The organism is Seonamhaeicola maritimus (genome assembly GCF_008056315.1).
Classification (GTDB): domain Bacteria; phylum Bacteroidota; class Bacteroidia; order Flavobacteriales; family Flavobacteriaceae; genus Seonamhaeicola; species Seonamhaeicola maritimus.
On sequence record NZ_VRKQ01000008.1, the window covers coordinates 1,731,369 to 1,752,722 of the forward strand.

General features: G+C 32.2%; 18 protein-coding genes. 9 read left to right on the forward strand and 9 right to left on the reverse strand.

Annotated elements, in window-relative coordinates:
* Positions 1–9: 9 nt before the first annotated feature.
* The 3 genes from FUA22_RS07180 to FUA22_RS07190 all read right to left on the reverse strand — a co-directional run bounded on the left by FUA22_RS07180 (position 10) and on the right by FUA22_RS07190 (position 2,127).
* Entirely contained in the window at positions 10–429 is a 420-nt protein-coding gene (locus tag FUA22_RS07180; RefSeq protein WP_241664779.1) for a DUF1801 domain-containing protein, read from the reverse strand.
* A 7-nt stretch (positions 430–436) separates the two neighbouring features.
* The gene (locus tag FUA22_RS07185; protein ID WP_147767211.1) at positions 437–1,501 is read right to left on the reverse strand and encodes a ThuA domain-containing protein; all 1,065 of its coding nucleotides are present in this window, start codon (positions 1,499–1,501) and stop codon (positions 437–439) included.
* A gap of 137 nt (positions 1,502–1,638) precedes the next feature.
* Positions 1,639–2,127 (reverse strand): porin family protein, encoded by a 489-nt coding sequence (locus tag FUA22_RS07190; protein WP_147767212.1) that lies wholly within the window; start codon positions 2,125–2,127, stop codon positions 1,639–1,641.
* A gap of 294 nt (positions 2,128–2,421) precedes the next feature.
* Here FUA22_RS07190 and aroC point away from each other — a divergent pair, with 294 nt between their 5' ends.
* From aroC to FUA22_RS07225, 7 genes are all read left to right on the forward strand, one after another.
* Positions 2,422–3,483: a chorismate synthase gene (gene aroC / locus FUA22_RS07195; protein WP_147767213.1), complete on the forward strand. Its 1,062-nt coding sequence runs from the start codon at positions 2,422–2,424 to the stop codon at positions 3,481–3,483.
* A 177-nt stretch (positions 3,484–3,660) separates the two neighbouring features.
* Positions 3,661–4,197: an acyl-CoA thioesterase gene (locus tag FUA22_RS07200; protein WP_147767214.1), complete on the forward strand. Its 537-nt coding sequence runs from the start codon at positions 3,661–3,663 to the stop codon at positions 4,195–4,197.
* Positions 4,198–4,269: 72 nt separating this feature from the next.
* Positions 4,270–5,307: a glutathione synthase gene (gene gshB / locus FUA22_RS07205; protein ID WP_147767215.1), complete on the forward strand. Its 1,038-nt coding sequence runs from the start codon at positions 4,270–4,272 to the stop codon at positions 5,305–5,307.
* 13 nt (positions 5,308–5,320) lie between these two features.
* A complete protein-coding gene (locus FUA22_RS07210) occupies positions 5,321–5,833 on the forward strand; it encodes a hypothetical protein (protein WP_147767216.1) in 513 nt (170 codons plus the stop codon).
* Positions 5,834–5,845: 12 nt separating this feature from the next.
* Positions 5,846–6,667 (forward strand): sulfurtransferase, encoded by an 822-nt coding sequence (locus FUA22_RS07215; RefSeq protein ID WP_147767217.1) that lies wholly within the window; start codon positions 5,846–5,848, stop codon positions 6,665–6,667.
* 2 nt (positions 6,668–6,669) lie between these two features.
* Entirely contained in the window at positions 6,670–7,500 is an 831-nt protein-coding gene (locus tag FUA22_RS07220; protein WP_147767458.1) for an N-formylglutamate amidohydrolase, read from the forward strand.
* A 2-nt stretch (positions 7,501–7,502) separates the two neighbouring features.
* Positions 7,503–8,663, forward strand: a complete 1,161-nt coding sequence (locus FUA22_RS07225) for a flavohemoglobin expression-modulating QEGLA motif protein (protein WP_147767218.1) — start codon at positions 7,503–7,505, stop codon at positions 8,661–8,663.
* A 35-nt stretch (positions 8,664–8,698) separates the two neighbouring features.
* On the opposite strand, the gene FUA22_RS07230 is transcribed toward FUA22_RS07225, so the two are convergent.
* The 3 genes from FUA22_RS07230 to FUA22_RS07240 all read right to left on the reverse strand — a co-directional run bounded on the left by FUA22_RS07230 (position 8,699) and on the right by FUA22_RS07240 (position 13,057).
* Positions 8,699–10,624, reverse strand: coding sequence for a DUF4139 domain-containing protein (locus FUA22_RS07230; RefSeq protein WP_147767219.1), 1,926 nt, complete (start codon positions 10,622–10,624; stop codon positions 8,699–8,701).
* A 118-nt stretch (positions 10,625–10,742) separates the two neighbouring features.
* Entirely contained in the window at positions 10,743–11,162 is a 420-nt protein-coding gene (locus tag FUA22_RS07235; RefSeq protein WP_147767220.1) for a thiol-disulfide oxidoreductase DCC family protein, read from the reverse strand.
* Between the two features lie 17 nt (positions 11,163–11,179).
* Positions 11,180–13,057: a tetratricopeptide repeat protein gene (locus tag FUA22_RS07240; protein ID WP_147767221.1), complete on the reverse strand. Its 1,878-nt coding sequence runs from the start codon at positions 13,055–13,057 to the stop codon at positions 11,180–11,182.
* 283 nt (positions 13,058–13,340) lie between these two features.
* Here FUA22_RS07240 and FUA22_RS07245 point away from each other — a divergent pair, with 283 nt between their 5' ends.
* On the forward strand, positions 13,341–14,921 hold the full coding sequence (locus FUA22_RS07245) for a thiol-activated cytolysin family protein (protein ID WP_147767222.1): 1,581 nt from the start codon (positions 13,341–13,343) through the stop codon (positions 14,919–14,921).
* A 28-nt stretch (positions 14,922–14,949) separates the two neighbouring features.
* A complete protein-coding gene (locus tag FUA22_RS07250) occupies positions 14,950–15,861 on the forward strand; it encodes a leucine-rich repeat domain-containing protein (RefSeq protein WP_147767223.1) in 912 nt (303 codons plus the stop codon).
* Between the two features lie 68 nt (positions 15,862–15,929).
* Here FUA22_RS07250 and FUA22_RS07255 read toward each other — a convergent pair whose 3' ends face one another.
* From FUA22_RS07255 to recG, 3 genes are all read right to left on the reverse strand, one after another.
* Positions 15,930–16,805, reverse strand: a complete 876-nt coding sequence (locus tag FUA22_RS07255; protein ID WP_147767224.1) for a polysaccharide lyase family 7 protein — start codon at positions 16,803–16,805, stop codon at positions 15,930–15,932.
* A 34-nt stretch (positions 16,806–16,839) separates the two neighbouring features.
* Positions 16,840–19,005 (reverse strand): endonuclease MutS2, encoded by a 2,166-nt coding sequence (locus FUA22_RS07260; RefSeq protein WP_147767225.1) that lies wholly within the window; start codon positions 19,003–19,005, stop codon positions 16,840–16,842.
* A gap of 230 nt (positions 19,006–19,235) precedes the next feature.
* A complete protein-coding gene (gene recG, locus FUA22_RS07265; protein ID WP_147767226.1) occupies positions 19,236–21,341 on the reverse strand; it encodes an ATP-dependent DNA helicase RecG in 2,106 nt (701 codons plus the stop codon).
* Positions 21,342–21,354 lie beyond the last annotated feature (13 nt).

A 21,354-nucleotide genomic window follows, 5' to 3' on the forward strand; every position in this document is an offset into this window, starting at 1 on the left:
TAATCAGTTTTAAATTCCTAACGTTGGCAATTGTTTTATTTTATGATACTTCAATGCAGCTTTAATACAATGTTTTAGAGCTTCTTTTGGAATATCCTCATCAATTTTAAAAATAATGGCACGTTTACCATCAAAGTTGAAAGAGTCCTTAAAAAGGGACTTAAACGTTGAAACTAATCTACTGGTACACTGGAAATACATAGCATACTGGTTGGGTGACTTTGCTTTCCAATCAATTCTTAAGGTGCTACCGTGTTTGGTAATATAGCTTGGTTCTCCCCATTTTAAAGTTTCTTCTAAAGATATAATCCCTTCAGTCTCTCTTGCTGTTTCAATAATCAATTCTCTGAGAGCTAACATCTGATTACTAACAGAATCAGGATAATGATTAAAATGTGATTCGACTTTTGGATTAGTAAATAACTTCAAACTTGTTTTAATTAAGGGGCTTATACGTCCATTTTCTAGAGCTTGTACTATCTGCACTTGGGAAATCTTCAGGAATATCCTGAGTAACGTTTCCTGTAGCTGCCCATTCTGCACCACGCTGAAACGTAGTTGTAAAACCAACGCATTCAAATGAATAATCCATATGACCCATAGCAGAATGAAAGGCACGCCCTTTACCATATTCTATTGCCATAAGCATGGGTTCATGACGTCCTGTTCCCGATACCTCTTCCATCCAAGGCGGTGCGTTTCTTTCAACATCAGAATAAGCTGTTGCAAGAATTGTCATATTTTCTCCTGGACCACGCATACGGTCGTATAATTCGTCTTTTGTGTGAAGCCAGACATCCGGAAGGCCTTTCATTATTGGGTGATCTGCAGCTCTTGTTTTAATTTGATATTCATATTGAGGGCCGTGAGAAGCACAAATACCTTCAGATGGGTCATGTTCAATTTCATTTTTATCGTTATAAAAAATATACGGACCCGAATTGACATCTCTATCTCCCCATGCACCAAGACCAATCATGTTATTATATTCATCCCAATCTCCCCAAGCGTTGTTAGCAGCATGAACTACCACTAATCCGCCGCCATTTTTCATGTAATTTTCAAAACTTGTTTTTGTGTTTACTGGTAATTCAGAAGATAACCATCCCAAATTAGAAATAACTACATCATAATTTTCAAATTTCGGACTAAAACTTGGGTCTACCATTGGTGTGTCTACCGCAGTTCTTTTTACTTCATCATTAAGCGGATACATGGTCAATAAATCATTTATATCATCAACACCTTCAATTGGGTTATAATGAGGGCCAATCCAAGTAAATGCTTTTCGATTTATATCAACATCAAACAAGCCCGTTTCCTCCAAATAACTTTTCATCATAAAAGTGGTTTTGGGCCATACACCATGGTTATTTTCGCCGTCAATAATAAGTGCTTTAAGTTTTGGTTTTATTATTTCCTTTTTCGTTTTAGAATTGTCCTTACAGTTAATAAAAAAAAGACTCATTAAAAGAAAGAAAAGGGTGTAAATGAATCGCATGATGTTTAATATTTAAATTTATTGTGTAAGATAAAAAAATAAATGCGTGAGATAGTTTGAAATTTTTCATAGGGATAATTTATACAACAAAAAAAAGCGCCCAAAAAGGCGCTTATATATAAATATTGAATTTAATATTAGAATTGGTAACGGATACTTAAAGCAATGTCAAAATCTAAATCGTTATTATTGTATGCATCATCTCCAAACCCAATTTCTGGTCTGAAGTCCAAAGAGATTAGTAGTGGGATTTCAAAATCATATTCTATGCCTATATCACCTGCAGCAAAAATAAATGTATCCGTTATATCAGCACCTGGAGTGTTTATACTGAAAGACCCAATACCACCTCCAGCTCCAACGTACCAGTTAAAGCCACCATCTAAAGGATACACCCACTGGTACAAACCAGCTAATTTAAAACCGTCATAGTTGTTGCCATCTCTCCAGCCTAAATCAAGCTCCAAACGGTTATTGTCACCTAAAGCTCTTTGATATGATATTTCAGCTCCGAAACCGTCACTATCTCCCATTCTTAAACCAATGGCATTATCAGAAATAACTTGAGCCTCTGAACTAAACATAAAACCTATAAGGGCTAATGATAATAAAAATAATTTTTTCATAAGATTAATTTTTGTTGTTTAATATTTGACACTATTATATAAATACGTCACAAATTATATTTCAGATTTGTTGAACAAAAATAACACCAAAAAAGGTGCAATATTTAACTAATTGAAAGAATTATTAACAATACATTTAATAATATATGAAAAAATAGTTATGGACTTATTAACTATGGACTTAATATTATCAATGTTATTATATCTAAGCGTTTTTTAGGCTATGTAGTATAATTTCAGTATTTCGCTTTTGTATCTCTTAGAATAGATTTATTTTAGCGCAAAACTTTTGACATGGCAGGAAATTCCTTTGGAAAACTATTTAATTTAACTACTTATGGAGAATCTCATGGAGCAGCTTTAGGAGGTGTGATTGATGGTTGTCCTCCAGGAGTTGATTTAGATTTTGATGCAATTCAGCATGAATTAGATAGACGTAAACCAGGTCAATCCGCAATTGTTACACAGCGTAAAGAACCAGATACTGTTAAATTTCATTCTGGTATTTTTGAAGGAAAAACTACAGGAACTCCTATTGGTTTTGTTATAGAAAACACCAATCAAAAGTCTCATGATTACTCACATATTAAAGATAGTTATAGACCAAGTCATGCCGATTTTGTGTACGACAAAAAATATGGCTTTAGAGATTACCGTGGAGGAGGACGCAGTTCAGCACGTGAGACCTCTTGTAGAGTAGTTGCAGGTGCTATTGCTAAACAAGTTTTAAAGAATCTTGAAATTACGGCTTATGTTTCTAGTGTTGGTACTATGAAACTTAATAAACCGTATTCAGAAATAGATTTATCTAAGGCAGAGGAAAACATTGTACGTTGTCCAGATATAGAAATGGCTTCTCAGATGGAAAGCTACATAAAAGAGGTGCGTAGTAAAGGTGATACCGTTGGTGGTGTTGTTAGCTGTGTTATTAAAAATGTACCTGTTGGATTAGGCGAACCCGTATTTGATAAACTACATGCTGAATTAGGAAAAGCCATGTTGTCTATAAATGCCGTTAAAGGATTTGAGTATGGTAGTGGATTCCATGGAAGTACCATGTACGGTAGTGACCATAATGATTCTTTTAACAACGATGGTAGTACAAAAACCAATTTTTCGGGGGGTGTTCAAGGTGGTATAAGTAACGGAATGGATATTTATTTCAATGTTGCTTTCAAGCCCGTTGCTACCTTAATTCAGAAATATGAAACTATTGATAAAGATGGCAATACTGTAGAAATGCAGGGTAAAGGACGTCATGATCCTTGTGTGGTACCTAGAGCAGTACCCATTGTAGAAGCTATGGCAGCATTGGTTCTTGTAGACTATTTTTTAATTAACAAGATGTATTCTTAGTAGCTATTTCCCGCTTTCCGCTATATCTTTTTTTCGAAACTCAAAAAAGGATGCCGCTTCAATCGGGGCTAAACATACTTGCCAAATAGTTGCAATACATTAATTTTTTATTACCTTTTAAACTTAGTTATAAAGCCAACCCAAACCTAAGCAATACCTACTAGTAAATTATAAAGCATGATTTATTATTGGTTGCACATTGTTTTTGTCTTTTTTGGCTCAAAATTCTTCTGGAAAAGGGTAAACCTAGACGAAAATTTTTCGAGGACCAGACGTGTAAGTATTTTAGATTGCGATGCCTTCAGGTTTATGGCCAATTCTAAGTATTTCTACTACATGGATTTAATTCGGTTAGAAATTACTTTCCGTACAGACTTGTATAAGAATACCATAAAGAAAAGAAAATACCCTGTAATTGGCTCTCAGAAAATTATCTATAAAAAGCCTTTAAAACGTTGGACTAAATTTAAGATCACACTAATTCTTGAAGGTTGGGATGATAATTGGGTATATCACCGTCAAGTCTTTTCTCGAAATAACGAAGTTTATGCCATAGGTTTTACCAAAGTTGGGTTTTGGTACAAGCATAAGATTCAAGAAATAAGACCAATAATTTTTGAAAGCGGAATAAAACTTAAGGAAAAGCCAGTTTCTTCAGAAGTTTTAAAAATGTTTGATAATGACTATAATATCTTAAAGACCACAGAAAAATAATTATATGGTCTTCTCTCAATTCAAAAAAATAATTACTTTTAGCTTACATAATCACGATAAAATTCGGCATATATGAATGTTTGTTTTATAATGTATCCATGGGAAACTATAGACCCAGATAATGATACCACACTTGCTTTAATTAAGGAATGTGTTAAGCGTAAGCATGGTGTTGCCATGTGTATTCCTGCAGATTTAACTATTAGGAATAGTGTAACCACTGCTAATTGTTCGGTTGTTAATAGGATGGATAAAACGCCAGCATCCTTAAAATCATTTTATAATAAGGTAAGTTTACGTCAAGAAATGCTCCCATTAGCAGGTTTTGATGTTATTTTCTTTAGAGCAAATCCGCCTTTAGATCCTATTATGCTTAATTTTTTAGACTCGGTTAAAGACGATGTTTTTATTATGAATTCATTAGAGGGTATGCGTGAGGCTAATAATAAACTATATACAGCGGCATTTGGAGATGCACATAGTAATATTATTCCAGCAACTCATGTATCAAAAAGTAAAAACTATTTAATTAAACAGATTAAAGAATCTAAATCAGACAAGATGATACTAAAACCACTTAATGGTTTTGGGGGCTCTGGTGTAATTCTTATTGAAAAACGTGCAATGAGTAATATTACTTCGTTGTTAGATTTTTATATAACCAATCGTGATGGTTCTTCAAATTATGTCATTCTTCAAGATTATATAGAAGGTGCTGATAAAGGCGATGTTAGAATTTTGATATTGAATGGTGAACCAGTTGGGGCAATGAAACGTGTTCCTGGGAATGATGACCATAGGTCTAATGTATCTGCCGGAGGTAGTGTCCAAAAGCATTCGTTAACAAAAGAGGAAAAGGCACTTTGTAAACAAATTGGCCCTAAATTGGTGAATGACGGTCTCTACTTTGTAGGTATAGATGTAATTGGAGGAAAACTGGTGGAAGTTAATGTAATGTCTCCGGGAGGTATTACATATATTAATAAAGTGTATAAATTAAAAACAAAAATTGAAGAAAAGGTAATCGATTTTTTAGAAATGAAAGTATTAGATAAGTTACAAGCTTTCGATAGAAGAACTAGGTTACGTAAGGCTGTTGAAGAAGCATAAGCATTAATTAAAAATGAAAAGAAATATTTTATTTGTAATTGCTCTTTACACAGTATTTATTTTTTCTTGTAAAAAAGAAGTGTCAAGCAACCTAGAAACGGAACTATTAGTAATAATTAATAAACTTAGAAAGGATAAGAATCACAAATACCTAAAGACTTTGAAGCCTTTAGATAAAGATTTTTATAAAATATTTAAAGATAGGGCATCGGCTAAAAAAGCAATAGAATATTCCGATAAGAAATGGGATTTCATTGATAATCTTCCTGCAAATGCCATGAAACCTATAAATGAAGATGATGATGTTGTAGTTGCCATGACTACCAAATCTCAATTAGAAAAATCAATATATAATGGTTTGTCTAGTGATTATGCATCTATGGCTGAATTTTTGAATGAGGATATTGTTGTTTGTGGATTTTATTTTGTTAATGTAGATGGTATGCATTTAAAATCAAGAGCAGCTTTTTTCAATATTGAAGGAAGGTGGATATTCATCCCAAATGTTTTTGAGGCATTCTATTAGTATATCTTGGATATGAATAAGATTGCATTAAATAAAAACTTGGTTTCAGTAGAATGGCTTCATAAAAACATGGAAGCCAATAATCTTGTAGTTTTAGATGGCACAATTGCAAAACCTTTTGATTCCTTATCATTACAAATCCCAAATGCTAGATTTTTCGATATTAAGAAAAAGTTTAGTGATACTTCCAATCTGTTTCCAAGCGCATTTCCAACTAAAGAACAATTTCAGGAAGAAGCTAGGAATTTAGGAATTAATAATAACAGTTTCATTGTTGTGTATGATGACAAGGGTATTTATTCTAGCGCTCGCGTTTGGTGGTTGTTTAAAGCTTTTGGGTTTAATAATATTGCAGTTTTAGATGGTGGTTTTCCAGAATGGCAAAAAACAGGTTTTAAAACAGAGAATATGATCTTGTATAATGATGAAAAAGGTAATTTTGAAGCTGACTTGCAGCCAGAATACATGAAATTTTTTGAAGATGTAAAAGAAGCATCAGAAACTGAGACTCATAAAATAATTGATGCACGTTCTTCTGGAAGATTTAATTGTAATGTTCCTGAACCAAGAGAAGGCTTAAGGTCTGGAACTATACCAAATTCCATTAATTTACCTTATACAGATTTATTAGAAAACGGATTATTAAAATCTACTGAAGTCTTACAGGAGATATTTGCAAATAAAATTAAAAATCAAAAAGAGCTAATTATTTTCTCATGTGGATCTGGTATTACCGCTTGTGTTTTGGCTCTTGGTGCTGAAATAGCAGGATATAATAATTTAACCGTTTATGATGGCTCATGGACGGAATGGGGGACTTTAGTGAAGGAATAATTATGGAAAAACTTTCTGTAAAAGATATCATTTCTAAAATAGCAGCAGAAGAAATTTTTGAGGCGGTTTCGTCAGATTACAGCTTTACTATAAAAATTGATGATTACGTGCCTTATGCCTGTGCTGCTATTCATAACGGACATCAGTTTAGAAAAGAGCTTTGGAGTAATTGTTTGCATACAGCATACAACCGGTGGTACGAAGAAGATCCAGAAACCAAAACTATGGTAGCAACACATCCTATAGTTATAACCGGTTGTGATTCTCGTTTTGAATATGATTTGAACCGTGCTCCAGAAGAAGCTGTTTTTGAAACGGCTTGGGGTAAGCAGCTTTGGAAAGAACCACTTTCTGAAACTATGAAAGCTAAAAGCCTTCAAAAGCACACCAACTTTTATAAAGTTACCCATGCTTTAATAGAAACTTTAGAACGAAAGTTTGGTTTCTGTACGGTTTATGATATGCATAGTTATAACTGGAAGCGATGGGATAGGGAAGTACCCACTTGGAATTTAGGAACAACAAATCTTGATAATAAGAGATTTGGCAATGTAATTGAAGATTGGAGACAAAGTTTATCTAAAATTAGACTTCCTAATGATATCAAGTCAACTTCAAAAATCAATGACACTTTTTACGGAAATGGATATTTTTTAAAATATATAACTAAAAACTTTAAAAATACCTTAGTTTTGGCAACCGAAATTGCAAAGGTGTATTGCGATGAATACGAACAGGTTATCTATCCAGAAGTGGTAAATGCTGTAGAAGAAGAATTAAAGACACGTATTCCCAAGCATGCACTTATAGTTTATGCGGCTTTTAAAAGATAATTATGAAGATTGAAAACAATGTTGCCACTAAAGCACTTCTAGAAATAGATCATAATATTGACGAACTGGTTAAGCAAATTGAGTTGCTTAGTTATGTTAACCCAACAAATATAGAGGAAGAAAAAGAACGTTTTTTCGCATCAAAATATTTAACAGATCCGGTTTTTAAATACCCTAATATAAATTTTGATCGTTTTAAGCTTCATAGAAAATTATTTGAAAATGACCTAGAAATTATTGAAAATGAATCAATAAGAAAGCTTTACGAAGATATAATCTATCAGTATTCAGGATTAATTCAATGTATTGAGACTATTGGAAGTGGAAAAAAGTTTTACTACAATTGTTTGCACTGTTTTGGTACACCAACAGAGCAAGATGTAGAAAATGCTAAGTTCATTTTACACTTCGAAGAGGAAGAAAAAAAGGAAGGTATTTTCGAACCCAAATATAGCTCTGAAGATGCCAAGGTGTTTTTTAAAGAGTATTCAAAACAATATGATTTTGATTATAATATAGAGCAATCTGATAAAATTTCAGCAATTGCTATGGTTTTGAATAATATTCAAACCCTAGTGTTAAACTCTAACTATGTGTATTCCGACAACGAAATTGCAGTATTAACTCATCATGAAATTGGGGTTCATATGGTAACCACTTTTAATGGCGTATTGCACCCATTAAAAATATTTTCTCATGGATTTCCAAACAATGAGGAGACACAAGAAGGTTTAGCAGTTTTTGCAGAATATATGAGTAATAATCTTACTGTAAAGCGTTTAAAAGAATTGGCTTATAGAGTTATTGCTGTAGATAGTTTAGCAAAAGGTTACACTTTTTCAAAAACCTTTAGGTTACTTCATAATCAGTATGATTTAGATAGAGAAACAGCTTTTTTTATAACACTTAGAGTACACAGAGGAGGTGGTTTTACCAAGGACTATCTGTATTTAACTGGGTTAAAAAAGATTTATGATTATTACCATCAAGGAAAAGATTTAAGTTTACTGCTAACTGGAAAAGTAACCTTAGAATATGCCGATGAAATTGAAAGTTTAATAAGTAAGGGATTAGCAATTAATGCTAAACACATTACTGATGCATACGCTGAAAATATAAATACAAATAAAACGGTTGATTTTATTTTAAAAAGTTTGAAATAAGGCTCCAAAATTAGATTTTGAAGCCTTTTGAAATATTAGAGATTGACTCTTTTGTACTTTGGATATTTGACAGAATAAGAGAGTTTAAATTTCTCAGATGTATGTGATGGGAGTTTTAAATCCCATTTAAGTATACCTTTTTTGGTGTCGTATTCTGAAGATCCTGAATCTATATCATCAATCTTAATGTCTTTGTTCTGACTTACGGGAATTCTATCCATAAGAATCAAATTGACAGTTGAAGATTTATTGTTTTTTACTTCAATCTCAAAAGCTTTGTTTAAGGTTTTGCTACTACCAATTGATGCTGTTTTTTTGAAATTATTTAAGGTAGTTCGTTTTACAACTACATTTGGGTCAACTCCTAAAGACACTGTTAAACTATCTGTAGTGGCTTGCGGGTTTATATTAGTCTTTCCAGAAAAACTACCTTCAAAGTAAATATTAGCTTCGCCTGGTAAAAGATTGTATTGTTCCCAGTCTCCAATTTTCGCAGTTAAAAATACATTTTCATTTATTATTGGAGCAGAAAAGTAAGAGTAACTAGCGGGCACCTTGTAAGCATCTATGTTTATAACTGTTAAATCACCATCAGAAGGAATACTGTAAACTTTTTTTATTTCAAATCTTTGGTTTGTAATACCTTGTTCTATAACGTCACCATAATTGGTTTTAACTTCCTCTTTTCTTTTATAGTTTGATGAAGAATAGCTTCTGGGTGAGTTTTCGCCAAAATCAATGCTAGAGACACTTCCTGTGATATCCTTCTTCTTTTTAGTTCCATATCCTACCACTACAACTTCTTCAAGCATTTCCACACTTTCTTGTAAACTTAAGTTTATATTGCTTGAATGGATAGGAATGGTTTCTGGATTATATCCTAAAAAAGTAATTTCTAATTCTTTTCCGCCATTTGTGTTAATACTAAATTGCCCATCAAAATCTGTTACAACACCATTGCTGGTTCCTTTTACTAAAACATTTGCTCCAGGTAGAGGTAAGCCTGTATTATCTGTAATTACGCCGCTTACGCTTTGTATAAAAGGGTTGTATTTATAATTATAATTTTTTGTTGTACTTCCAGAATTATAGTTTGAATACCTGCTTATAAAATTTAAATATTTAGGCTTAAGGTCTGGTTTTAAATTGTTTGTATTAGGGTCTCCAGTTGAAAGAATGAGGTTAATATTATCCCAATTGTTACCAGTTTTTTGATAAATATGAGCTTTGTAATTTAGCTGTAGTGGTGTGTTTATTTTATCGGCTTTTAAATCATAAACAGGAAACCAACCAGCATTAGTAACATTATATTTTATTATAAGATGTAATTGCTGTGATATTTCAGAATTCAATTTTACTTTAATCTCCCCAGTCTGAATTTTATCATCTACATTTAATTCTGTTAGTTGCTGATTAATTTCCTTAATTTCTTTATTAAGAAGATGTTTCTTTTTTATTGATTTGAAAATCTGCCCTTTTATTTCTGTAACCCGCTTTCTGTAATAGGCTGTGAATTGTTGTAGTTTCTCAAGACTAACTACTTGGTTTTCGTTTCCTAACCTCCTATTACCTTCAATAAGCTTTAATTCTTCCTCAAACCCTGCAATTAAATTTTCCTCAACCTGAATGGCATAATTTAACCCATCAATTTTGTTATGAAATGCAGTTACGTTTTCTGACCGGTCTTGTTTATTAATATAATTTATACCATAATTAATTGACAAAATAGAAGCTTGATTTAAGCCTGAAATTTGAATACTACCTTCTTGAATTTTTGGAGATAGTTTGTCAAAAGTAAATTCCGTAGTTCCCGAACTAAGAGACACTTTAGCAGAACGCGTAATTTGAGCTCCGTTTACATAAACAGTAACTTTTGTAATAGAGGACTGTGTTGGGTTGGTAAATGCGTTTGCAAATGTAAGAGTAGTGCTAAATACCAATAAGAATAATAATTTTTTCATGATGATGGACTTTAGTTTGAAGTAAAACTACCGCTACATCATTTAAATTAAAACTTACATTGAGTGAACAATACTTTTAATGAGGTGAACCTTGAGTTTAAGTTAGTTTAGAAAAAAATTACCCTAAAAACTTACTCTTTAATTCTGGAGTTGGAATCATACAAGCCTCTTTTTTACCATACCATTTATACCTGTTTTTGGCTACATAATCATATATCCAATTTCTAATAAAGGGAGGAATGATAAAAAAAATACCCATTAAATTCCTTGGAAACCCCAATTGGTGGGCAATTTTTAATGCTGCAGTAGATTTGTGATTAATGCCTTTTTCAGGAGTATAAAGTAAAATAGAATCTATTTTAGAAGTGTCAATATTATAGGCTTGAATAATTTCTTCGCCTATTTTGCTTTGCAAAGGAGCAAACAAAAACATATTTTTTTTATCATGTTTTATAACATATTGCACAGAGTTGTTGCAAAGGTTGCAAACACCGTCAAACAGAATGAGTTTTTTGCTTTTTGGGACATTAATTGTCATTAAACAAAGATACCATTTTATAAACTTTTCAAAAAGGAGTTTAAGTCAGTCTCTTTGTTTAAATTAAGCTTCTTTTTGAGGCGGTATTTAGATTTAAAAACACTATCTGGTTGCACATTAAGCATAGAGGCAATCTCTTTTGTAGTTAGGTTCATTCGTAAAAATGATGCTAATCTTATTTCTTTTTCAGTAATACCTTTTCCTAAAGATTTGATTTTACCATCAAAGTTTTTATGTACCTCAGAAAAGTATGATTTAAAAACTTCCCAATCTTTATCTTCGGCACTTTCTTTTTTTAGAAGTAATACTAAACGACGGAATTCTACTTTAAACAATTCTGGTGATTTCTTAATTTTTTCTAGGTTTTCTTTTAGTTCTTGTATAAAGGTGTTTTTTTGAACTAGATGCAGGGTTTGACTTGCTAATTCTTTTTTCTTGAATTCAATTTCTTGTTTATAGCTAGCTTCCTGTTTTTCACGTGCTATTCTATTCTTCTTTATGCGTTGTTTAAAACCAAAATAGAGTAGACCAGCTATGGTTAAAAAAGATAACATACCAATACCGTAAAGGGTCTTTGTTAGTTCTTTGTTTTTCACCTGTACATTTAAGGTTTTAATTTCTTCGTTTTGTATGGCTATCTGACTTTCCTTCTTTTCAGAGTCAAATTGAATTCGTAATTCTTCAATTTTATTTATTTTTTCTTTGTTAAGAAGAGAGTCACTTATAAGTTTAAATTCTTTAAAGTTAAGATAGGCTAAGGAGGTATTGTTTATTTGCTCATATCCTTTACTCAAAAGTTTTAGAGCTGTTCTTTTTATAGATAGGTTTTCATTTTTTTCTGCATATTCTTTTGCTCTTTTACCAAATTTAATAGCCATGTTTGGTTCATTTTTCAAAAGATATACTTCCGCTAATTTATTTTCAGCTATAGCTATACGCCTTTTAGCGCCTATTGATTTGGAAACCTCCAGAGATTGGTTTAAATAATTAATGGCCTCATCTATTTTATTAATTTGCATGTGAGAATTACCAATATTTGTAAGAGCAGCAGCTTCAATAGCTTTAACATTTGCTTCTTTGCTTTTCTCTATACTTTTTTCAAAATAAGAGATTGCTGTTTCTTCTTTATTTAAATTCATATACATTGTTCCAATATCATTTAATGCTTGAGCCTGATAGTATATGTCGTTAAAATCTTCATAGATCTTGAGTGCTTTTTCATTATAGTTAATGGCTTTTTTATAGTTTCCTAAATTTTGTTCAATTGTAGCTAGGTGATTATAAGAATCTGCAATTCTAATGGAGTCTTTAATGGTTTCAAACAGATGAGTTCCTTTTATTACATTTTTTAATGCGATGGAATAATACCCCTTGTTTTGATTTATTGTTCCTTTAAAGTCATAGGCTAAAGCCATTCCCATGGTATCACAATACTTTATGCAATTTTCTAAATCTATAGTATTAATGCTATCCGCAATAAGTAGATTACCCTGAGAAAACTCCAGTATAGCAAGACCTCTGTTGGCTTGCGATTTAAATATTCTGTTATTTATTTTGTTGGCAATTTTTAAACTGGAATTATAATAGTATTTGGCAGAGTCTAATTTGTCCTGGTTGTTATAAACCACGCCTAACTGATATAGGGCTAAACTTTTACCAGTATCGAAGTCTATTTTATTTGAAAGGTTAAGAGATTCAAAAGCATATTTCTTAGCATGATCAATAGAGCGGTACATATAATAATTTATGATATTATTTGCTGTTTTTACTTTTAATGTATCTAAGGGTTGTTTTTTATAAATAGCTAATAAACTATCAATCTTCATTTTGTTTTGAGAATTTATTGTTAATAGAAATCCAAAGAATAATAAGGTTGTTAATCTATATCTAAGCATGAAGTTGATTTTTAAAATGTTACTAAGTTACTTAATATCTTATTCTAAGGTAATATGTTAGAATGCTTAAAACAACCATGTCCATGACTTGTCCATAGAGGTCTATCCATAAGTCAAGTGTAAATAACTGATAAACAGTGTTATAAGATTTTGTAATCTAGACGTTTTTGCATTCTAAATTTAAAAAAGAAGTAAGTTGTCCAGATTATGTCCGGATGAAGAATTAGATTTCTGGTGAGCTGCAATTTAGTTTTGAAGTGTTGAATCACAAAAAACAGAAATCATGAAAACACAACTATTAACAATTAAAAGAACTATTTATGTTTTAAGTTTTATCGTCTTAATATTTAATTACTACGGATGTAGTAGTGAAAATATTAATAATAATGATGAAGACAGTAATGAAGTTTCAGAAGAAATATCAAAAGAAATAAACGATTATTTAGCTACATTAAATAAGTTTAGCCAACCTGAAGCATCAGAAGAAGAACTACTAGATGATGGGACAGATAATCCTGAAAGAGAAGGTCAAACTAACGAGTGTGTTGTAGAAAAATACAAAGTAGCTCCTGGATTTAGTGAAATGATTTTATTGGATCCTACTAGTGATGTCATTTATCCTGGAGCCATGTTAAAGGGGGAGTCTATTCCTACAGGGGAATACATTGGTATTAATGGTGGTAGAGCACCAATAACGCTTTCAGTATCATTAGAAAATCTAAATGGTAAACCTTCAGCTGTAGTTGAAAACCCAAGGTTAGATACAGTAAGAGAAGGTGTTAAAAACCTTCTTCAGCAAGGGGTTACAGGGTCTGCTTCGGCTAGAGTTAATTTTACAACAGAAGAAGTATATTCAGAAGAGCACTTAAGTGTTGCTTTGGGAGCAAGTTATTCTAAAGGAAAAAATAGTGTATCAGCTTCGTTTGATTTTAGTAAGTCAACTAAAAAATACAGATATATCATTAAATATCTGCAGGTATATTATACAATAGATTTAACATTACCAGAAAACGATAATCCAGCAGCTTTATTTACAGGAAAGCCTAATTTAGATAGTACTAGTCCCGTAATTGTTTCTTCAGTAAAATATGGTAGAATGTTGTTATATACAGTTGAAACAGATTCTGAGCTTACCGATACTGAAGCTGCATTTAATGCCGCATTCAGTGGTGGGTCAGCTGGGGCATCTGGAGAACATCAAGGGTTTTGGAATAGCTCAACTGTAAAGGCTTTGGTGGTTGGTGGGTCTTCTGGTGATGCAGCAAAAATTGTTAACGGACCTTCTGGTGCGTATGATTACATAACAAATGGAGGTGAATATTCTAGTGATTCTCCTGGAGCGCCACTTGCTTATACGCTTAGATATATTAAAAAAGATTTTCCAATTGCAAATGTAGTATTATCTAGTGAATATAATGTTAGAGTATGTTATGAAGCATATCAAAAATTCGGTATTCAGCTGCATGGGTTTAATTGTGTGGATAATGATGGTGAGTCTGGTACTCTGGAAATTTATGGTAGGATGACAGGTGAGGTTTATCAGAACAATTCAAGAATTAATGATGTGTTTTGGTGGAGAGATGATAAAAGTGTTGTTAAGGTTCAAGAAGGTCTATTTTACAATGTAAATGTTGATGCCATGGAAGTAGAATTATACAAGCCCAATTTAGAAACTGATTATGTAGAAATATGGGCAGAGTTTTCAGAAGAAGATGCTGTATACGATGATTATTTTGGTAGTGTTTCTAAGAAGATATTGTTAAAAGATGTTCAAAGCACAAAGGAACCATACATTAGGTTAAACCTACAAGATGACCCAGGTAGTGATATGAGAGCTTATTTTTATGTGTGGCGTATTTACTAATCAACTTCATAATTAAAAAAATAAAAAAATGAAATTATATATATACTTATTGTTTATCCTATTGGGTGTAGGAGAACTAACAGCACAAACTTTTGAAGTAGATGGTATTAATTATAATATTTTAAATGCAACTGATGTTGAAGTTATAGCTAAAGCGGGGTACTATACAGGGAATATAACAGTGCCTGCTACTGTAAATTATGATTCTAGTACATATGATGTAACTACTGTTGGTTATGAGGCTTTTAGAGATTGTTCAAACCTTACTAGTGTTGTTTTGCCAAATTCTTTAACTATTATTAGAGAATATGGATTTAGAAATTGCAGAAAAATTACATCTTTGACCATACCTGATTCTGTATTACTTATTGAAAGGTCTGCTTTCTTATATTGTACTAAATTGGTGTCTATCAACATACCTGAAAATTTAACAACTATTAATTATGGAACTTTTTCGCAATGTTATGAATTGATGTCTATTACTATACCAGAATCTGTTACATCAATAGCTACCTATGCGTTTAGTGGTTGTAGTAGTTTAAGTACCGTAAACATATTTGTGGTATCTCCCATTGCTATTTCTATACATATGTTTTGGAATCTTGATTTATCATTAATAACCTTAAATGTACCATCAGGTAGTGAAAGCGCTTATGCTTCAGCATCTGTTTGGCAAGACTTCGGCAGTATTAGTATACTTAGTACAGATACTGTAAAATTCACAAAAACATTAAAAGTTTATCCTAACCCTGTTATAAATGAGTTAAAAGTTTCCGGATTAGACCAACCTGAATCATTTAAAATTCATGATGTTTTAGGGAACGTGGTAATAAAAAGTGAAATTTTAAATAAGGAATCTATTAATTTAGAAGGTGTGGTTCCAGGATTGTACTTCTTGATATTTAATGATAAAGACGTTATAAAGTTTATTAAAAACTAAAAAGCAATCTTTTTAAATCAGTCGGCACCTTAAGTTGTGATTCAGCAACTTGGTGTTGGCTGTTATTTTTAATAATGCTCTGTAACTACTTTATATAAGGTAACCTGTGCAGCTTTTATATAATCGTCGTGCCAGCCGAAATAATTACCAGTTTTAAAATAGTTTTCATGACCATAACCATTGCCAACATAATCATATACTAATGTGTAGTCTATATCAATACCTTTAGGTTCACATACTAAACCATAATAAAATTTACCATTTTCAATTTTAATTTTAAAAGTGAAAATTTCGTTATCAACATCGGTAATATTTATTTTGTCGTCAAAAGCACTGGTCCATGGTTCGCCACTATCCGGTTTTGTGTAATAATCTACTTGTATAGTACCGCTATTCCATCTTATTTTAACCGTCGCTGGAGCTCCTTCTAAACCAGGGGTTTCTTTACCATGAATTTGAGCTACTATGGTTCTGCCATTGCCTTCAACAAAACGCACCTTCAACGTAGTTTCTAGAATATGCGTTCCTGTAGACATAGACCAGTTATCTGTAGTAGTTTGATTACCTTGCCAAAATTCTCTAAGTTCAGTTCTACAATATTTGCCTCCTAATTCAGAATAACCTGAGGTAGTATAGCCTGTAAACTTTGTGTACATGGTGTAGCTTCCATCATCGTTTTTGTAAAAATATTTAGCTTCTTCTGCCGTAAGTTTATCATTTACAATGTCTTGATAAAATATAGATGTAGCTTTTCCTTCTCCATTGTTAAGAGGAACGGACAAATACCAATTTTTCCAAACTATGTTTTCATCAGGGGTTTCCGGTTGTTCTTCTTCATTTTGCTCTTCTTCAAGCTCTATATCATCTTCATTCTTTTGTGAACTACAATTATAAATTAGCCCAATTGAGCATAAAAACAGAAGTATTATAGCATTCTTTTTCATTAATTTTTTATTTGTAAAGATAATTTAAAGTTCTTTATTTAGCTTCTACTAACTCTAATTGGTCAACGCTAACATTGGTTGTAAACATGCCGTAGTTAACCACTGCTTTGTTTTTTTCAATTTTATCAATGGTTCCTACGGAACGCCCATCTTCCATTCTCACACGATCTCCAATTTTTAAAATTGGTTTGGGCTTTGGTGGCTGTTTAGCCTTAAGTGCTTTTTCTGTTTTTTTCTTTTTCCTAATAACGGCTACCTTCTTTTCTACCTCTTGTTTTACTTCAGTTTCCTTGGCTTTTTCTGCCTTTTTTTGTTTTACCGAAACCTTTTTACGCTTAGAGTTTTCAATTTGAACTAACTTAAAAAGTTCAGACATTAACTCTCGTTTTTGTTTGTTATTGAAATATTTTTCGGCTAAGTCATTGACTTTCTGCCCTAGGTAAATTAAACGTTGATTACTATCATATAATTCTTGATAGCTTTCTAACTTTCGCTGGATTTTAGCATTGATTTCCTCCAATTTATCAGCTTCTTCACCTTTTTTCTTTTCATTAAACTTCAGTGACTGTCCCGTTTTTTCTAGTCTAGAACGTTCTTTTTGAAGTTTGGCTATGGTGGCATCAAACCTAACCTTACTACGTTCAATCTTCTTTTTGGCTCTATTAATTAGGCTGTATGGGATACCATTCTTTTGAGCTACCTCAAAAGTAAACGAACTTCCCGCTTGTCCAACAACTAGTTTAAATATAGGTTCTAGAGTACGCTCATTAAACATCATATTAGCATTTATCATACAAGGTAATTCTGTAGCTAATATCTTTAGATTTGAATAATGGGTTGTAATAATACCGAAAGCTTCACGGTGATAGAATTCTTCTAAAAAAGTTTCAGCTAAAGCACCACCAAGCTCAGGATCACTTCCCGTTCCAAATTCATCAATTAAAAACAAAGTATTCTTATTGCATTTTCTTAAGAAATAATTCATTTGCTTTAATCGGTAGCTGTATGTGCTTAAATGGTTTTCAATGGATTGATTGTCACCAATATCACTTAAAATTCTATCAAAAAAACAAGCTTTACTACGTTCATGAACCGGAATTAGCATACCGCTTTGAAGCATAACCTGTAATAGGCCAATAGTTTTAAGCGTAATACTTTTTCCGCCTGCATTAGGGCCAGAGATTACAATAATTCTACTGTCTTGTTTTAGTTTAATGGTTTGTGGGAAAGTTTTCTCGTTCTTTTCTAAATTGGTTAAATAGAGCAGAGGGTGGTAGGCGTCCCGCAAGAACATACTACGTTCTTCGTTAATTTCAGGGAGTATGGCATTCATAGAATGCCCATATTTTGCTTTGGCAGAAATAACATCCATTTGAATTAAAAACTCCTGAGAATCTTTTAAAAGCGGTGTAAATGGTCTTATGAAGTTGGTAAGATCTTTTAGAATTCTAACAATTTCCTCTTTCTCTTCATATTCCAAATTATTTAATTCTCTGGTGTATTGAAGTGTGGTTTCTGGTTCTATATAAACAATACTGCCTGTTTTACTACTACCCATTATAGAGCCTCTAACTTTTTTTCTATACATGGCTTTAACAGCAAGTACTCGTCTGTTTTCTACAACAGATTCTCTGATGTCGTCTAAATAATCTTGACCGTGATATAGATTTAATGCGGTTACAAAACTTTGATTTATTTTTCCTTTAACCAGATTTATAGATTGTCTTAATTGATAAAGAAGGTCTGAAGCATTGTTTTTTATATCACCAAATCTATCAATAATACTATCAATTTTTTGAATGATCTCTTTGGTGATTTCTATGTTTGAACTGAAATTATTTAGCTGCGGATAGTACTCTTTAAATTTTTCTAAGAAAAGAACAATTTCATTGGTTGTTGAGGATATTGAGATTATTTTTTTTAAACTATAAACTTCTAAGTATGTGTTTTCTATGTTTAGTAACTTCAACTCTTTGTTTATAGTTTCAAATCTGTGACTTGGAATACGATTATCGTTATCAAAAGAAGATAAAAATTCATTAGTAAGCGTTAGGGCTTGTAGAATTTCATTTTTGTTTTTGTAAGGTGATAACCGTAATGCACGTTCATTTCCAAGGGGTGTAATACAGTGATTGCTCACTTGTTCTAAAACAGTTGGGAATTCTAAATCTTGTAATGTCTTTTCGTGAATGTTTATCATTCTAGTTTTCAATTAAGGCTAGCAAATTTACACATTCTATTCAGATGTTTCTAATGCTAAAGTCATCATAATAAATGTTAATTAACAAAGTGAGGTAATTCTTTAACAAAACTCTAACGTATGTGTATTGAGATAGTGTTTACCTTGTAATTGAAATCTAAAAGAAATACAAACATTAATCAAACTACGAACGGCTAAGTGTAAAACCCAATCAGAAATGATTGGGTTTTTTAACTTATATAATTCCAGATGTTTTTGTATTTAGACATAGCTCTGTAAGTGTTTAAAATATTTAAGTTTTCCTGTTTAGATAAAGTAGGGTCGCCTTTTAGAGTTTGTTTAGCATAATGTCTTGCGTTTTGTAAAACATCTTTATCCTTTATTATATCTGCAATACGCAAATTTAATACACCGCTTTGTTGTGTCCCCATAACGTCTCCAGGGCCACGAAGCTTTAAATCTACTTCAGCAATTTCGAATCCATCATTGGTTTTAACCATAGTTTCTAAGCGCGTTTTACTGTCGTTTGTTAGTTTGTGACTAGTCATTAAAATACAGTAGCTCTGTTCTGCACCTCGACCCACACGTCCGCGTAATTGATGTAATTGAGACAAGCCAAAACGTTCTGCGCTTTCTATAATCATTACGGAAGCATTGGGAACGTTAACGCCAACTTCAATAACGGTAGTAGCAACCATGATTTGAGTTTCTCCTTTTATAAAGCGTTGCATCTCGTAATCCTTGTCAGCTGGTTTCATTTTACCATGAACTATAGAAATCTGGTAGTCAGGCATAGGGAAATCCCTAGAGATGCTCTCATAGCCATCCATTAAATCTTTATAATCCATTTTTTCACTTTCCTTTATTAATGGGTAGACAATATATATCTGCCTGCCTTTTTGAATCTCATCTCTAATAAAACGAAAAACATTTAATCTGTTTTTATCATAGCGATGAACGGTTTTAATTGACTTTCTTCCGGGTGGTAATTCATCAATTATTGAAATATCTAAATCACCGTATACTGACATGGCTAAAGTTCTTGGGATAGGGGTGGCGGTCATAACTAAAATGTGTGGGGGAGAAATATTTTTATGCCACAATTTGCTTCTTTGAGCAACTCCAAATCTGTGTTGCTCATCGATAATTGCTAGTCCTAAATTTTTAAATTTCACCTTATCTTCAAGTAACGCATGAGTGCCAATGAGTATCTGTAAATGGCCATTTTCTAAAGATTCGTGAATCTTTCTTCTATTTGAAGTTTTAGTTGATCCAGTTAACAGTTTTACACTGATATTCAGTTTATTACACCAATCTAATAATCCATTATAGTGTTGAACTGACAAAATTTCAGTCGGAGCCATTAAGCAAGCTTGAAAACCGTTGTCAAGTGCTATTAACATTGACATGAACGCCACTATGGTCTTGCCGGAACCCACATCCCCTTGTAAAAGACGATTCATTTGGGCATGACTTCCTAAATCTGATCTTATTTCCTTCAATACACGCTTCTGTGCATTTGTTAAATTGAAGGGTAATTGTTCCTGAAAAAAGGTGTTGAAGTATTCTCCAACCTTATCAAAAGAATGTCCTTTAATTTTCGATTTATGGATTAAATTTTTCAGAATTAATTGTAGCTGAATAAAGAATAATTCTTCAAATTTTAATCTAGATTGTGCTTTAGAAAGTAACTCCTGACTCTTTGGAAAATGAATATTTAGCAGGGCATCACTTTTTGAAATTAATCGTAATTCTGAAAGTAAATCTGGAGATAGTGTTTCTGTAAATCGTCCTTTGGTTTCTAAAAATAGTTGTTGGACTATTTTACTTACCACTCGATTGCTAATACCTTTATTTGATAATTTTTCGGTTGAGGGGTAAATAGGTTGAATACCCGAGCTTAGTCCTTTTTTATGTTCTTCAGTAGTTTCTATATCGGGATGTGGCATATTAAATCTACCATTAAACCAATTGGTTTTGCCAAAAATCACATAAGGCGTATTTAGTTTTAGACTGTCTCTAATCCATTTTTGCCCTCTAAACCATACCAATTCCATAGTTCCAGTATCATCTTGAAAAGTTGCTACCAAACGTTTACCTTGCTTTTGAGCTACTTCTTTAAATCCGGTTATAACGCCAACTACCTGTATTTCTGCGCTACTTTGTTTTATTTGATTGATTTTATAGTATCTGGTACGGTCTATATATCTGTTAGGAAACAAGTTTAATAAATCCTGATATGTGTGAACACCTAACTCTTTACGCATTAAATCAGCCCTATTGGGGCCAACACCTTTAAGGTAATCTATAGGGGTTTGTAATAAAGCGGTATTCATAAAACTAAAATAA

Excerpts from the sequence above, each read along its gene's own strand:
- FUA22_RS07210 (WP_147767216.1), top strand. The coding sequence starts at position 5,321 with ATGAAAAGAAATATTTTATTTGTAATTGCTCTTTACACAGTATTTATT.
- FUA22_RS07245 (WP_147767222.1), top strand. The coding sequence starts at position 13,341 with ATGAAAACACAACTATTAACAATTAAAAGAACTATTTATGTTTTAAGT.
- FUA22_RS07235 (WP_147767220.1), bottom strand. The coding sequence starts at position 11,162 with ATGACAATTAATGTCCCAAAAAGCAAAAAACTCATTCTGTTTGACGGT.
- FUA22_RS07185 (WP_147767211.1), bottom strand. The coding sequence starts at position 1,501 with ATGCGATTCATTTACACCCTTTTCTTTCTTTTAATGAGTCTTTTTTTT.
- FUA22_RS07200 (WP_147767214.1), top strand. The coding sequence starts at position 3,661 with ATGATTTATTATTGGTTGCACATTGTTTTTGTCTTTTTTGGCTCAAAA.
- FUA22_RS07220 (WP_147767458.1), top strand. The coding sequence starts at position 6,670 with ATGGAAAAACTTTCTGTAAAAGATATCATTTCTAAAATAGCAGCAGAA.
- FUA22_RS07230 (WP_147767219.1), bottom strand. The coding sequence starts at position 10,624 with ATGAAAAAATTATTATTCTTATTGGTATTTAGCACTACTCTTACATTT.
- gshB (WP_147767215.1), top strand. The coding sequence starts at position 4,270 with ATGAATGTTTGTTTTATAATGTATCCATGGGAAACTATAGACCCAGAT.
- FUA22_RS07240 (WP_147767221.1), bottom strand. The coding sequence starts at position 13,057 with ATGCTTAGATATAGATTAACAACCTTATTATTCTTTGGATTTCTATTA.
- FUA22_RS07255 (WP_147767224.1), bottom strand. The coding sequence starts at position 16,805 with ATGAAAAAGAATGCTATAATACTTCTGTTTTTATGCTCAATTGGGCTA.
- FUA22_RS07225 (WP_147767218.1), top strand. The coding sequence starts at position 7,503 with ATGAAGATTGAAAACAATGTTGCCACTAAAGCACTTCTAGAAATAGAT.
- FUA22_RS07190 (WP_147767212.1), bottom strand. The coding sequence starts at position 2,127 with ATGAAAAAATTATTTTTATTATCATTAGCCCTTATAGGTTTTATGTTT.
- recG (WP_147767226.1), bottom strand. The coding sequence starts at position 21,341 with ATGAATACCGCTTTATTACAAACCCCTATAGATTACCTTAAAGGTGTT.
- aroC (WP_147767213.1), top strand. The coding sequence starts at position 2,422 with ATGGCAGGAAATTCCTTTGGAAAACTATTTAATTTAACTACTTATGGA.
- FUA22_RS07215 (WP_147767217.1), top strand. The coding sequence starts at position 5,846 with ATGAATAAGATTGCATTAAATAAAAACTTGGTTTCAGTAGAATGGCTT.
- FUA22_RS07260 (WP_147767225.1), bottom strand. The coding sequence starts at position 19,005 with ATGATAAACATTCACGAAAAGACATTACAAGATTTAGAATTCCCAACT.
- FUA22_RS07250 (WP_147767223.1), top strand. The coding sequence starts at position 14,950 with ATGAAATTATATATATACTTATTGTTTATCCTATTGGGTGTAGGAGAA.